The sequence below is a fragment of the Paenibacillus sp. FSL k6-2145 genome (assembly GCF_037976585.1).
In the GTDB taxonomy this organism is placed as follows: Bacteria; Bacillota; Bacilli; order Paenibacillales; family Paenibacillaceae; genus Paenibacillus.
The window spans coordinates 5401288-5415631 of record NZ_CP150267.1 but is presented as its reverse complement, the minus strand read 5'-3'; the positions used below and the strand labels follow the sequence as shown (position 1 = coordinate 5415631).

Genomic DNA, 14344 nt, shown 5'->3' with positions numbered 1-14344 from the left:
ATTTCATGTTCATCGTTAAGATGCACTCGAATGATAAACAGTTTTGGACTTACGCCCAAATTGCAGCATATATAGCATGGTCATCGCAATAACAAACAAAGCGAGCACAATAAAAATATTACTGTACACAAAAGCTGTCTTATCTTGAATCAAAGGGTTCAGTTGAAGCGTGGTTTTTCCCCCGTCAAGCACCTTTCCTAGGGCAGCAGTAGACACAGACACTGCAATGAAGTTAAACATGGATAGCAACCCCATCCCGATTCCAATTTGCTCTTTGGGAAGCGTCTGAGCAATGGTATTTGAGATCGCAATTTGCATATAAGACTGACCCAGAACACCAAAAACAAGAAAAAAGGAAATCAAGACAGGTGTAGCACCTACAACTAATGATAGGCTTATGAAACCAACAACAAGTAGTGAAGATGCCGTATACAGTAGAAAAGGATTCCCTTTTTCATCCGCAAGCCTTCCACCTTTGCGTCCGAGGAGTGCAGCTACGAGCGCAGAAGGGAGCATAATGACACCTGTCAATGCTGGGGATAGACCATGTACTTCCGAGAGCAATTGTGGCGTAGTAAATGGAATAGCAGGACTGATTGCGATCAGAAGGAATGCAATTCCCATTCCAGCTGAATATGCTTTGTTTTGAAAAACAGCGGGTTTCACAAACGGCACTTCCGCATAACGAATGCGCATGATGAACAGTATTAATAAGACCATCCCGATTAATAGGAACCATGCATTAGATTGGGTTAATGCGAGCAAAAGTGTAGCAACCGTTCCTGCTAGTAACGCTCCGCCCAAATAATCCATTTTTTCACTGCCGCCTCTTTCATCATCCATGTATTTTCGATAAAAAGGTAGCGCAGCAAGAGAAAGCAATGGGATTACAAAAAGAAATTGCCAACTTAAAGCACTCGATACAAATCCGGCTACGATCGGAGCAAGAGCATTTCCAAGAGCGATACCAATGGCGGAGGTACCCAACGCTTGCCCGCGTTTCTCCGGTGCGAAGTATCGAACGGGAATAATCATGGCCAATGCAGGTATGACCGCTGCACCAGCAGCTTGTACGATCCGTGCAACAATAACCATCCAATACTCTGTAGCCACAATCCCCAGAAGAGAGCCTGCTGCCAATATCCAAAGACCAAATGAAATTAGACCCTTTATGCTGTATTTATCGGTAAGTTTCCCGTAAGTAACTGTACCTATCGCATATACAATCAAATACCCTGTAACGATCCAACTCGCTTGAGAAGCAGTAAGTTGGAACTCTTTGCCAATCACAGGTAATACAACATTAAACATCATTCCATTCATGACTGATATGATCAGTGTGAAAACAAGAACACGGAGCAATAACGCTTCTTTATTGGTGTTCATCATACTCTCCTCAATTCTTTTGAATATAAATTGTCTGTCAGTACTTACTGTCATTAAAAACTTTAAAAAAACTAGGGAGTTAATGCCCTAGTAAACGTCCACACACTCTCTGTAATGATGCCTTCCAATGAGAGCCCTGGAAAAAGCACATCTTCTTCGAGATTATTTATGAATACGCCATAATTCAATGACATGAATGAAAAAGCTTGCAGTTCAGGATTGATTTGAACCAACTTTCCTTTATCAAACATGATATTAAAGTAATTGGTTAGAATCTCCAAAAGTTGTTGAGGATGCTTTACCGTTCTCTCTCTATAACCGGGTAGATGCTCTACTTCCTTCAGGCTAATCATAAACAATTTGCGGTTACGGTTCATGATATTATGATATGTCTTGCTGATCAGCAACAAATCTGTATACAGATCCCATACGAGTTTTTCATTGAAGATCCTTGTCATCTCTTCTGCATAATGATATTGGTCAAAGGCAGTCTCTAACAAGTTTTGTTTGGTTCCAAAGTGCCGAAACAAGGTTTTTTCACTTAGTCCGGCTGTTGTAGCTATTTCCTGTGTCGTCACACTTTTATAGCCTTTTTTTGAAATTAAATCGATGGCCGTCAACATTAATTTTTCTTTACTGCTTAGATTGCTGCTAATGGACATGTCTATATCCCCTCCTTCCTGAATGTCAGTAACCACTGTCATTGATGCAATAATAACTAAAGAGTTTTTTGTTGTCAAGGTACGAATCGACAAGCTACCTTCATGATGCCCTTCTGTTCATACGTCCGTTTTCTTGATGGAGACGACGGCTTTTCCTTTCACACGACCTTCTCCAATATCCCGAATGGCTTGAGCCGCTTCACTTAATGCATACTCCCGATAAACAATCGGCACGACTTGGCCTGATTCAACAAGTTCTTTCCACACTTCTTGATCCTCATGATTCGGTTTATGAATGAGAAGTATTATTTGCTTATAATTAAGCCTGGCAACAATAGGAGCTGACATCAGATTGAGAAGAATTTGCCACATTGGACCTCCAATCATCACATATCTGCCCCCCTTAACTAATGCACGTTTCACAGCAAAAACCGAATGCTTGCCAATAACATCCAGAATCAGGTCGTATTGTACTCCTTTTGCAGTGAAATCAGTTTTCCTATAATCCAACACATAGTCAGCTCCCACAGCGAGTAACATATCGAGCTTTTCAGCACTGTCAACGCCAGTCACCTCAGCCCCAAGCAATTTGGCATATTGGATGGCAAATGTTCCGACTCCGCCACCGGCGCCATTAATCAGAACACGCTGTCCCTTTTGCAGCTCCCCCCGATCACGTAGACCTTGCAAAGCCAGAACGGCTGCCTGAGGAATAGCTGCTGCCTGCACATAGTTGATACCCGCAGGTTTGGGTGTCAAGGCATTCTCAGCCGCACATACATATTCCGCGAATCCACCCCACCCGCAACCGGAAAGATCTCCGAACACCTTGTCTCCTGGTTTGAACCGTGTAACTGAAGCTCCAACGGCGATTACACGCCCTGCGACATCTGCGCCAAGAATTCGATAACGAGGCTGTCGGACCGCGCCGATGCGGTTAACGAATGGCTTCCCATGAAGGAGATCCCAGTCCCAGGAGTTTACCGAAGTGGCATGGACCTCAATTAACACTTCATGATCCTTGGGCATAGGGATGGCTAATTTCTCTAATCGAAGGACTTCTGGTGTTCCGTAGGTATCATATACCAATGCATTCATGGTATTATTTCCCCGTTCTTGGGGTAATCCAGCATTATTCGTTTTTTCGCCCATGATCAGTCTCCATTCGATAGACATATGTGTATCCAAGGTCCATTACGCATACCCAATCTTCCTGTCAAACAACGGATACGTTGAATATACTCAGCGGTTCCATTTGTTGAAGATTTAGAATGTTGAAATGATTAAATTGCGAGATCATCCATGGCTTGAACAGCTAGGCGGAAGGCTTTAATTCTTCTCTCCAGTAGAGTCTTTTGAGGGCTACCTTCTTTGGACTTGACATACATGCTCTCAAGGGATGGAAACAATCCAATCAAGACAAGACGGGCTTCTGCTATATCTTCCTTGGTGTATGAATGAGCTTTTTGATTCCAGTGTTTATCCAACAGTGCTAGACCGATGTAAAAAGCTTGGAGGCGTTTCTGTAACAATGTTGTGTTATTACTTTTCTGAGTCATATGCACTAAGGCATTTTCCGATTTGCAGATAGTTGATTGAAAGGCTTTAATGGATTCCAGTTGATCTTCTTGGGAAACGTTTTCCATGGAGTAATGACCTCTCTTTCTTCGCTTAGTTGGTTGGTCTTTCAAAGAAGGAGCGCTACCTATAATATCACCTCATAAATATAACAAAAAAAGCCGCTTAAAATAGCGACTTTCAATGTGTTCATTCTCGATTCAGTGCTAGAGTACCTTCTCCAAAAAGCTGATCGTCCGTTCATTCTTCGGATTTCCAAATATCTCTTCCGGAGTGCCCTGCTCGACGATATAACCACCGTCCATGAAGATCACACGATCAGCTACTTCGCGGGCAAAACCCATCTCATGGGTAACGATCATCATCGTCATGCCTTCGCTCGCGAGGTCTTTCATAACACCAAGCACTTCTCCTACCATCTCAGGGTCGAGCGCCGAAGTTGGTTCATCAAATAACATAACGTCCGGATTCATAGCAAGCGCACGAGCGATAGCTACACGTTGTTTTTGTCCACCTGACAGTTGAGTTGGGAAGCTCTCTGCTTTATCAGACAGACCCACACGCTCAAGTAATTTGAGTGCTGTATCACGTGCCTGCTGGGCATTTAATATCCCGAGTTCTCTGGGCGCAAACATGATGTTTTTAAGTACACTAAAATGAGGGAACAAGTTAAAATGTTGAAATACCATGCCAATATTTTCACGAGCCTTGTTCAGGTTGGTTTTAGGGTCATTCAGATCCTGATCATCCACGATAACCCGGCCTGCCGTAATGGCATCTAATTGATTGATGCAGCGCAAGAAGGTACTTTTTCCCGAACCGGAAGGCCCGATGACACAGACGACTTCTCCTTCGTTGACCGCCACATCAATTCCCTTGAGAACCTGATTTGTGCCGAAACTTTTCTTCAAACCTTCAACTTTTATTTTAGCCACGACGAACCTTCACCTCCAGATAATCAGCAATTTTGGTCAATGTGATGATAACAATCAGGTACATAACCGCAACCGTTAACCAAATATCAAAAGAGGAGAACGTTCTTGCAATAACAATTTTACCCGATTGTGTCAACTCTACGAGACCAATAACGGACAAGATTGACGTATCCTTCAACGTGATAACCATCTGGTTAATGAAGGACGGAATCATAACCCGCACTGCCTGCGGAATAACGATCTTTATCATCGCTTTGCGATAAGGAAGGCCCAATGAACGAGCAGCTTCCATCTGACCACGATCAATCGATTGAATCCCGCCTCGGATAATCTCGGTTACGTACGCCCCTGCATTCAGACTAAGTGTCAGAATAGCCGCCAGGAACAATGGCATCGTGAAGCCCATCGCCTGTGGAATCCCGAAATAAATAAAGAATGCCAGGACAATCAGCGGAATGCCGCGGAAGATATCTACAAATACAGTGGCAACACCACGAAGGAATTTGTTCTGTCCCACCTTCATAAATCCGAAAATCAGACCGATGATAAACGCGAAGAACAGGGACACAATCGTGTATAAAAGTGTGTTTCCCAGACCTTTAAAAAGTGCAGGAAGAGATTTCTGAATTAGCTCCCAGCGACCTTGATTAGCAACAGTCGGAGCGTTCTCACCAAGATATGTCTCGGTAATGCGTTTATACTCACCGTTAGCTTTGATATTGGCGAGACCTGTATTAAACATCTCCAGAAGCTCCTGGTTTTTCCCCTTGCTTACTGCAAAACCATAAGGAGCGCCATCTTCTTTGTCGGTAACAATTTTCAAACCGTTGTTCTGATTAACCCCATAGGCCAGTACAGGATAATCTTCAAAACAGGCTACGGAATTACCGGTTTTTACATCCTCATACATTTGGTATGACTCATCAAACGGAACGATCGTAAATCCATACTCTGAAGCAATGGACTCTGCAAAACTAAACCCTTCTGTTCCGGTTTTCACGGCTACCTTCTGCCCACGAAGGTCTTCATAACTCTTAATTGTGTCATTGTTGGCACTAACACCCATAACGACACCTGATTCAAAATAAGTATCAGAAAAATCAAATTTTGCTTTTCGCTCATCCGTAATACTCATCCCTGCGATCACACCATCGACTTGATTTGCCTCAAGTGCCTGTACAGCTGCGTTAAATCCCAGGGATTTGATTTGATACTTGAAATTTTGATCTTTGGCAATGGCATCCAGCAAATCCATGTCGATACCAACAAAATCACCATTCTCATCTTCATATTCGAATGGAGCAAATGTGACATCAGTTCCAATAACATAGGTTTTACCGGAATCGGACGCTGCTGCAGCGTTCCCTACCCATCCTGATAGACCGCTCACCAGGAGCAGCATCAGTGAAAGTATAAAAAATGAGATCTTCGTTGTTTTCATGTGTCCTCCCCGTCTCGGTGTTGTCCGAATAATCATTATTTTCTTTGGAATCGGTATTACTGTTATGCTTTTTGTCGTTCTTCTGCCCATTTGATTGTTATTATTTACTGTATATTAACAATCAATGCTTTGCCTTTCCACTTGCAACATTTTCCTCCATCATTTTTTTCCAACCAGTAAAAGTCCTCTTAATACTTACCCTTTAGGTAAGCTTTGCGAAACCCAATATTACATTGTGAATCTGAAAAAAGGTACATTTACTTTAAAACGTATTATTTAAAATTTAAAACTCAAAAAAAGCCGCGATTTCCGCGACTTTTTGTTATACAGTTTTTTATCATCCATTAATTTGATCTGGTTGTCAATACAATCTCGAACTTCGAACCAGCTTCACCCGCGAACACAATGGTTCCGTTCTCAGGCAGTACAATTTCGTTTTGTCCACTGACCACTGTATGATTCATGCCTACACCCGCTTGGTTGTATACAGAAAATGCGCTGTTTGCAGGCATCTTGACGGTCATTTCTTTACCTGCAGCTGATGCTGGAATCGAATACCATGTGGCATGACCATTCGCCTGAATCGTTGTCTTCGATTGTTTTCCCGCGTAGATCGGTTTGATGATGTCTTGAGCAGCATAAACGTTGCCTCCAGCTGTAACATATTCCACGCCATTTTCCTCATAGAAATTAAACTCCATCGTGTCACGGCCCGCTAATCCAGGAATTTGCAATTGGTTCACAGCTTGGTTAGCTCCAACGATTTTATTCGTGTAGACATAACCCGGTAGCTCATTAAAAGTATGAATGGGAATCATCGGCATCGCTGCGTTGTACAGTGTTGATGTGTATTTTTCATTGACCAACACGTAGGCTTTGCCTTCCCGTTTCTGCCATGCGGCCTTTACTTCTTCCGACAATTCATTGGTTTCAAGCTTTTCTGCCTTATATTCAGAGGAGGCAACTTGCCCAAGCCCAGGAACGGACTGATACGAGCGAGACCACAAATATGTGTTCCCGTTGACTTCCTGAACGAACTTCAGCTTTTCCGTACCTGAATCACTAACAAATGAGCCATCAGGGGTGTACGTATAGGTCTGATCAGGACTGTTAGGAGACGACAGATTAGATAGCGTTAATTGCCCATTATCTTTTACGTCCATCTTCATTAACATGTTTGCCCCACCAGCGTACATGCCTGTGTGCTGTGTAAGTTCCTTCGGCATGGTTGTTTTCCCCGGTGCATCATGTGACTTCTCCGGCTTACGCTCTGGAATGATATTTTTCTCCTCAAGCGCGCCAAGCAACAGCTCAGTTGCCAGCAATTGATCCGTTGAGCTATGACCACCCGAAGAGGTTACGGCAGCAGCCATATTATACTCCGGAAGTACAATCAAGGAGGAATGATAGGTTATTGTATTGCCGCCTTTGCTTACTGCCTGGATGCCGTAATCATTAAAAGGAAACAGGTTCACGCTTTCCCAGCCCAGGCCGTAACCAATAGACGAATCGCCTTCTTCCGGCCACATACCTCTCTTGTATTCTTCTTGCTCCATGGCCTCTACGGATTCCTCCGAAAGAACACCTTTAACCTCACCTGTAAAGATTTTCGAGAACTGAACCAGATCTTCAGCAGTGGAATAGATGCCTCCCGAGGCAATCATATTTGTAGTCTCTAATGGGAGTTGCTCCTCATGCAAAGGGGCATATGATGCTGCCATCTGGCTAAGGTCCACAATATCCTGCGGTGTTTTGGTATGCGCCATACCAAGAGGTTCGGTTATGTACCGGTGCATGAAAGTTGTGAAGCTCATGTCACTAACCCGCTCAACCAGAATCTCAGCTAATGTAAAACCGTCATTACTATACACCGAGTATGCGCCAGGATCGGCCTTCAGATGTTGCGTCGCCAATTGTTCCAGTAACGTATCATGCGCGTAGGTATCATTATCTCCAAACAGTATTGCACTGTTACTTGACGTTCCGAGAAGTCCGGATGAATGATTCAGTAACATGCGTGGTGTAATCTGTTGGTAACGCTTGTCTTTCATTTTAAAGTCTGGAATATACTTCACGACAGGCTCATCAAGATCGATCTTGCCCTGATCAACGAGCTTCATTACGGCGGTGGTGAGCACCATTTTACTGGTTGAACCAATGCCATACATGGTATCTGAAGAAAGCGGGATGTTGTTTTTCAGATCATTTTTGCCTGCCTGACCGGAGATCACAATCTCGCCATCATCCATCAGCGCGTACTGCACACTTGTCGTAGCGTATGATTCAGTGAGTACCTTGGCCTTTGCATTTACTGCTTTTTTAGTTAGATCATACGTAGGGCTACTACCGTTACTGGTAGCGGGTGTGGCCATGGCCGACATTGGGGACATCATTGCAAACACCAAAGTTATGGCGGCGATAGAAGTTCGTTTCTTTCGTGTCAATCTCATCTTCTCCTGTCTAGTCTATGGATTAGGAATCTCTGTGTTCGTACTCCCGTAGTGTAACCGAAGAAGATGAACTGTCTGTGGCTTGAATATGAATCGAGTATGAACCAAGCAGGACCAACCCAAATAGGTTGGACACACGGTAAAAATCGCTTTAGTCCAGCTTTTTTTGTTTGCAAATTAAACTTTTGCTATAATGGTATATCAATCAATGGAGTGCCAATAACATGGCTAAGTACATAAATAAATGCAGTCCATAATTCAGCATGAGTAATGGAGTTGAAGCAATGCTAAAAGTTAATCGGAATGACCAACGCCCGATCTGGCAGCAACTTTTGGATCAAGCGATTCATAATATCACAACCGGGAAATGGCAACCAGGCGAATTGCTACTCCCCTCACGCGAACTTGCTCAATTAATTGGTGTTTCACGCTCAACCATACAGATTGTGTACGAGGAATTATTCAGTCGAGGGTATACGGTAACCTCCCGACGAGCCGGGACAAGAGTTAGTGATTGGACATATGCACCTCGTTCATCAGAAGACGTCACGATGCAAGGGCCTATTCCGCCCGAACTGCCTACACTAAACGAATCGATTGGTCATCTGCATAGTTGGTTTGGCAATAGAGACAATCGCAAAATAGAAATTGATTTTAATCCCCACGAGCCTTATCTGGATGAAAGTTTCACAAAAGCCTGGAGGCAATCCTTTTTACAAGCTTCCACTGAACCTAATCTGGATCTTTGGGCTTATGGTGATGCCAGAGGGTTACTGGCGTTAAGAGGACAGATTCAGCGTTATTTGTCACTTGAACGAGGCATTCATATCGATGTTAATCAAATCTTGTTAACCTCAGGTGCACAACAAAGTATTGATTTAATTGCCCAGGCACTCTTAAGTGAGGGAGACAGAGTTTCCGTAGAAGATCCCGGCTTCCCAGCCGCTTGGATGGCGATGAAATACCGCCGGATGCAAGTCGATCCCGTTCCGGTTGATGAGTATGGATTATGTGTAGATCATATTCACCCACAGACAAAACTTGTATTTGTCACACCTTCTCATCAATGCGCCGTTGGTGTTATTATGTCGGAGCCACGCAGGCAACAATTGATGCACTTGGCAGCTCATCACCGATATTGGATTGTTGAGGATGATTACGATAGCGAATTTAGGTACCGTGGAGATCCGCTTCCGACTATATTTAGTCAGCAACCTCAGAATACGCTTTATATGATGAGTTTTTCCAAAATGGTTGCACCAGGCATTCGACTATCCGCTATCATTGGCCCCAAAATAGCTATCGATCGCCTTACTCAAGTTCATGAATTAACCTATCGTCATCTGCCGATTATGGAACAATTAACGCTAACTCATTTTATTGAACGTGGTCATTTCATGCGCCATATGAGAAGAGTTCGGAACATATATCGACGCAGACACGAAGTCATGACCAAAGCCATTGTTGCTTCTGGGCTAGGCTCACGATTTACATTAAGTGGTGTGGAAACGGGATTACATATGCTTCTTGAATCTGAAACGTCATTTGACGAAGAAGCGCTGAAGAATGCTGCCCTCGATCAAGGTGTACGCGTGTATCCGCTTAGTAAATATTGCTTGGATAGTCACCGAAAAGGATTGATATTAGGTTTTGCGAAAGTGGATGAGAAGCAGATTGAGGAAGGCATACACCGGCTTGCAAAGATTGTACTATGATGGAGAACATGCTCTCCACTCGGATTCGAAAGGATGTTTTTGTAATGAAAATTTTAGTATTGGGAGCCACCGGACGGGTTGGAAGTCATTTCGTCTCTAATGCCCTACGTTCCAATCATCATGTAACTGCACTGGTTAGAAGCCCGGAAAAGGTACAAATCAGCGATGACAATTTTGTTCTGCATCAAGGAAACGCTTTAGTCAAAGAGGATATTCATCACGCCATACAGGGTGTGGATCTCGTTGTTAGTTCCTTAAGTACCGACGGAACGACTACATTATCGCAATCCATGGGACATATTGTTGAGGTTATGGCTCAGGAGCGTATCAAAAGAATCATTACCATTGGTACAGCAGGAATATTGGAAAGTCGAACGGATTCTGGCTTGCTACGTTTTCAATCCCCTGAGTCCAAACGTAAGTCCACGCGAGCCGCTGAGGAGCATCTGGAGATGTACAACATTCTCAAGGCTTCAGAGTTAGAATGGACCATCGTGTGTCCTACCTACTTATTTGATGGAGAATCTCTCGGTAAATACCGGGTTGAGCGTGACTATTTGCCTGACGGCGGAACTTCTATATCTGTAATCGATACTGCGGAGTTTGCTTATCAGCAATTAATGTCTGATGACTATGTACAGTCTCGTGTAGGTATAGCCTACTAAAGAGCGTGTCCTAAATCTCACTTATGGTACATCTCTACTGTTCAAAAAAGTAAGTTTTAATCTAAGCAAGCAAAATAAGAGCCTGCAATTGTTATCCAGTGGTAACAATTGCAGGCTCTATCTGTGTCTGCTGTTGAGCTATTTAAGCCCTTCATATAAAGGGAATTGCGAAGTGATTTCGCGGACACTGCCTAATATTTGATTTTTTACATCCGAGTTCTTTGGATTTTTAAAAGCAAGCCCTATCAGCTGAGCAATTTCTTTCATTTCCCTGGATCCAAGCCCTCTTGAAGTCATAGCCGGAGTTCCAAAACGAATACCGCTTGTAACCAAAGGACTTGCCGTATCGTGAGGGATTGCATTTTTATTCGCCGTAATCCCTACTTCATCCAGTAAAGCTTCGGCTTCTTTGCCTGTAAGGCCCATAGTTCGTAAGTCAACCAACACGATATGATTATCTGTTCCTCCAGATACAAGAGTGAGCCCTTCATTCATCAAAGTTTCTGCCAATACATTGGCGTTATTCAGAACACCTTCAATATATGTTGTGAAATCGGATTGCAATGCCTCGCCTAATGCCACCGCTTTCCCCGCGATAACGTGCATGAATGGCCCACCCTGGGTTCCCGGGAATACAGCTTTGTCGATCGCCTTTGCCCAAGAGTCACGGCACAAAATGGCTCCCCCTCGTGGTCCTCGTAAGGTCTTGTGTGTGGTAGTTGAAACAAAATGGGCATGTGGTACCGGGTTAGGATGCAAACCTGCCGCAACAATTCCTGCTATATGCGCCATATCTACAAAGAAAAGAGCTCCCACTTCGGCGGCAATCTGGGCAAATAATTCAAACTCAATGGTCCGCGGGTATGCACTTCCACCTGCAACAATCATGCGTGGACGATATTTATAAGCAAGTTTACGTACTTCGTCAAAGTCAATGCGGCCCGTCTGTGCATCGACACCATATGGAACAAAATTGTAAAACCTACCTGAAAAATTAACAGTACTTCCGTGTGTTAGATGACCACCTTGGGATAGATTCATGCCAAGTATTGTGTCCCCAATCTCAACCGAGGCAAAATATACTGCCATGTTGGCCTGAGAACCGGAGTGAGGCTGCACATTCGCATGTTCAGCGCCAAAAAGTGATTTAAGGCGGCTATTTGCTATCTCTTCGACTGTATCGACATGCTCACACCCGCCATAATATCTTCGGCCAAGATACCCCTCCGCATATTTATTGGTCAATATCGAACCTGTTGCTTCCATCACAGCTTGACTTACAAAATTCTCTGAAGCAATCAGTTCTATCGTATCCCGCTGCCTTGCAAGCTCTTGCTGGATAGCATTTCCTACGACTTTATCTTGCTTCTCCAAATGTTTCATGAACATCTTCCTCTCAATATTACGGTTATCTATTCGTTCCAAATTGTTTTTTGGGAAATTTACTATTCATCAGTAGATGTGCCATCATTCCTGCAAACAGTCCCCAAAATGCACCACCAACACCAAGCAAAGTCACATTCGCTGCTGTCGCCAAAAAAGTAATCAATGCAGTTTCACGTCCCTTAGGGTCCGTTAATGCATTGGCAAGACTGCCACCGATGGTTCCAAGTAAGGCCAATCCCGCTAATGTTGCAATAAAGGTAGCAGGAAGAATCAAAAACAGAGCAGCCAATGTTACGCCAAAAATACCGACAAAAATATAAAAAACACCACAGGCAATACCTGCAATATACCGCTTCGTTGAATCCTCATGTGCATCTTTCCCTGTACAAATCGCTGCTGTAATAGCTGCCACATTAAAAGCATGTGATCCGAATGGGGCTGCTAGAAGCGAACCCAAACCTGTTACAGCTAAAATGGGATTGGCACTTGTCTTGAATCCATCATTACGCAGAACAAGCATTCCGGGCATATACTGCCCTGTCAAGGTAATAATGAACAGCGGTAGCGCAACGCCAAGTAAAGCATTTAACGAAAATGCTGGAACAACAAATACAGGCGATGCTACAGCCAATTGGATTGTACTGAAATCTGTTTTCCCCATGCATATCAAATAAATCAAACCGATTGCCAATATGCCAACAATGGCGTAACGGGAAGTAAACCTTCTTAGCACGATATAGCCTGCAAACAGTACAATCACAAGCAAAGGATCTACCTTCGCCCCTCCAAAGGCCGATATTCCAAACTGTAGCAAAATACCTGCTAACAATCCGGAGGCGATGCCTGGGGGAATAAGTCGAACGAAACGTTCAAACATGCCTGACAAACCTAAAATAATAAATCCGACTGCTGAAATCATGTAAGCACCAATAGCTTCTGGATAAGGGGTTACCGCTAATGCTGAAACGAGAAACGCCACACCCGGTGTAGACCAGGCTGTAATAATCGGTTCCTTATATCGATAACTGAGCCAGATTCCTGTTACTCCTACCCCAATCGAGATGGACCAAATCCAGGAAGCGGTCATTTCCGGGCTTAAACCAGCCACTTTTGCAGCTTGAAAAACAAGGATAAACGTACCCCCGTAATTAACAATTACGGATATTAAAGCGGCGATCACCGGCGATATCAAATCACGGCCACGTAACGAAGGGGATGCTGTCTTCATATTTAACACTACCTCTCACTTAATCATCGATGCGTGTGTTTTCATTCCAGTAATACTCGTCCGGTAAATAGCGTTGACCAAATACACTTGTCCCTACACGTATCATTGTAGCTCCTTCTTCAATGGCGACTTGGAAGTCACCAGACATACCCATCGATAAAATATCCATTTCTACGCGTGGAATATTTTTCTCTTTAATCTGTGTACGGATCTGGTTTAACAATCGAAAACAATGTCGTGTTTCTTCGTTTGTCGCATTCAGTTTTCCAATGGTCATTAAACCTTTCACATTTAATGTCTCGAATTGAGACAACTGTTCTACAAGCTTGACGGCTGTTTCTGGAGAGGCACCAAATTTACTTTCTTCGTAGGACGTATTAATTTGCACAAGAATGTCTAAGGTCTTATTCTCTTTGAGAAGCTGGTTATGTAACGCTTGACCCAGTTTCAGACGATCTACGGAATGGATGAGCGTAACATATTTAACAACGTCCTTTACTTTATTTGTTTGCAGATGTCCGATAAAATGCCATTCCACCTGCTTGCTTTGTTCCATGAGTGGGAATTTGTCTCGGAGTTCTTGAGCTTTGTTTTCTCCAAACAGGACCTCACCTGCTTGAATAGCTATTTGTAATTTCTCTAACGGAACCGTCTTGGTCGCGAGCAACAACTTGATATCCTCTATGTTGCGACCTGAGGCCTGGCAAGCCAGTGCTATTTGCTGTCTGACCGATTGGAGATTTTCTTCTACTAGATGTTTCATGTCAGCCACCTTCTTTCTATTCCAAAACAGGAATGAATCAATGAGATTAGCTCCTCCTTATGTATTGTGAAGAATGTGTGGAACGTCATGCTAGTATAGCAACGGATGGATTGGTTATAAATATCCAAAGACTCT

12 protein-coding genes are annotated in these 14344 nt (G+C 43.5%); 2 read left to right on the top strand and 10 right to left on the bottom strand.

Features of this window, described 5'->3' with window-relative positions; all coding sequences use genetic code 11:
• Nucleotides 1-15: 15 nt before the first annotated feature.
• The 7 genes from NZ043_RS24040 to NZ043_RS24010 form a co-directional block, all read right to left on the bottom strand.
• A complete protein-coding gene (locus NZ043_RS24040; protein WP_339312849.1) occupies nucleotides 16-1386 on the bottom strand; it encodes an MFS transporter in 1371 nt (456 codons plus the stop codon).
• Nucleotides 1387-1457: 71 nt separating this feature from the next.
• Nucleotides 1458-2048: a TetR/AcrR family transcriptional regulator gene (locus NZ043_RS24035; RefSeq protein ID WP_133385963.1), complete on the bottom strand. Its 591-nt coding sequence runs from the start codon at nucleotides 2046-2048 to the stop codon at nucleotides 1458-1460.
• Nucleotides 2049-2165: 117 nt separating this feature from the next.
• Complete coding sequence (locus tag NZ043_RS24030) at nucleotides 2166-3200, bottom strand: NAD(P)-dependent alcohol dehydrogenase (protein ID WP_339309414.1); 1035 nt, start codon at nucleotides 3198-3200, stop codon at nucleotides 2166-2168.
• A 131-nt stretch (nucleotides 3201-3331) separates the two neighbouring features.
• A complete protein-coding gene (locus NZ043_RS24025) occupies nucleotides 3332-3694 on the bottom strand; it encodes a hypothetical protein (RefSeq protein ID WP_339309413.1) in 363 nt (120 codons plus the stop codon).
• Nucleotides 3695-3832: 138 nt separating this feature from the next.
• Nucleotides 3833-4561 carry an amino acid ABC transporter ATP-binding protein gene (locus tag NZ043_RS24020; protein WP_091030560.1) on the bottom strand — a complete coding sequence of 243 codons (729 nt, stop codon included), beginning with the start codon at nucleotides 4559-4561 and terminating at the stop codon, nucleotides 3833-3835.
• Nucleotides 4554-6002: an amino acid ABC transporter substrate-binding protein/permease gene (locus NZ043_RS24015; protein WP_076327609.1), complete on the bottom strand. Its 1449-nt coding sequence runs from the start codon at nucleotides 6000-6002 to the stop codon at nucleotides 4554-4556. The genes NZ043_RS24020 and NZ043_RS24015 overlap by 8 nt, the downstream gene beginning before the upstream one ends.
• A 344-nt stretch (nucleotides 6003-6346) precedes the next feature.
• A complete protein-coding gene (locus NZ043_RS24010) occupies nucleotides 6347-8452 on the bottom strand; it encodes a serine hydrolase domain-containing protein (RefSeq protein WP_339309412.1) in 2106 nt (701 codons plus the stop codon).
• Nucleotides 8453-8736: 284 nt separating this feature from the next.
• Here NZ043_RS24010 and NZ043_RS24005 point away from each other — a divergent pair, with 284 nt between their 5' ends.
• Nucleotides 8737-10167 (top strand): PLP-dependent aminotransferase family protein, encoded by a 1431-nt coding sequence (locus tag NZ043_RS24005; RefSeq protein WP_339309411.1) that lies wholly within the window; start codon nucleotides 8737-8739, stop codon nucleotides 10165-10167.
• Between the two features lie 44 nt (nucleotides 10168-10211).
• Nucleotides 10212-10832, top strand: a complete 621-nt coding sequence (locus NZ043_RS24000) for an SDR family oxidoreductase (RefSeq protein ID WP_133384754.1) — start codon at nucleotides 10212-10214, stop codon at nucleotides 10830-10832.
• Between the two features lie 138 nt (nucleotides 10833-10970).
• On the opposite strand, the gene glyA is transcribed toward NZ043_RS24000, so the two are convergent.
• Genes glyA through NZ043_RS23985 form a run of 3 tightly spaced genes read right to left on the bottom strand, consistent with a single transcriptional unit; the run spans nucleotide 10971 to nucleotide 14209 of the window.
• Entirely contained in the window at nucleotides 10971-12215 is a 1245-nt protein-coding gene (gene glyA, locus NZ043_RS23995; protein WP_339309410.1) for a serine hydroxymethyltransferase, read from the bottom strand.
• Nucleotides 12216-12240: 25 nt separating this feature from the next.
• Nucleotides 12241-13446: a benzoate/H(+) symporter BenE family transporter gene (locus NZ043_RS23990; RefSeq protein ID WP_091030574.1), complete on the bottom strand. Its 1206-nt coding sequence runs from the start codon at nucleotides 13444-13446 to the stop codon at nucleotides 12241-12243.
• Nucleotides 13447-13465: 19 nt separating this feature from the next.
• Complete coding sequence (locus tag NZ043_RS23985) at nucleotides 13466-14209, bottom strand: YggS family pyridoxal phosphate-dependent enzyme (protein WP_339309409.1); 744 nt, start codon at nucleotides 14207-14209, stop codon at nucleotides 13466-13468.
• Nucleotides 14210-14344 lie beyond the last annotated feature (135 nt).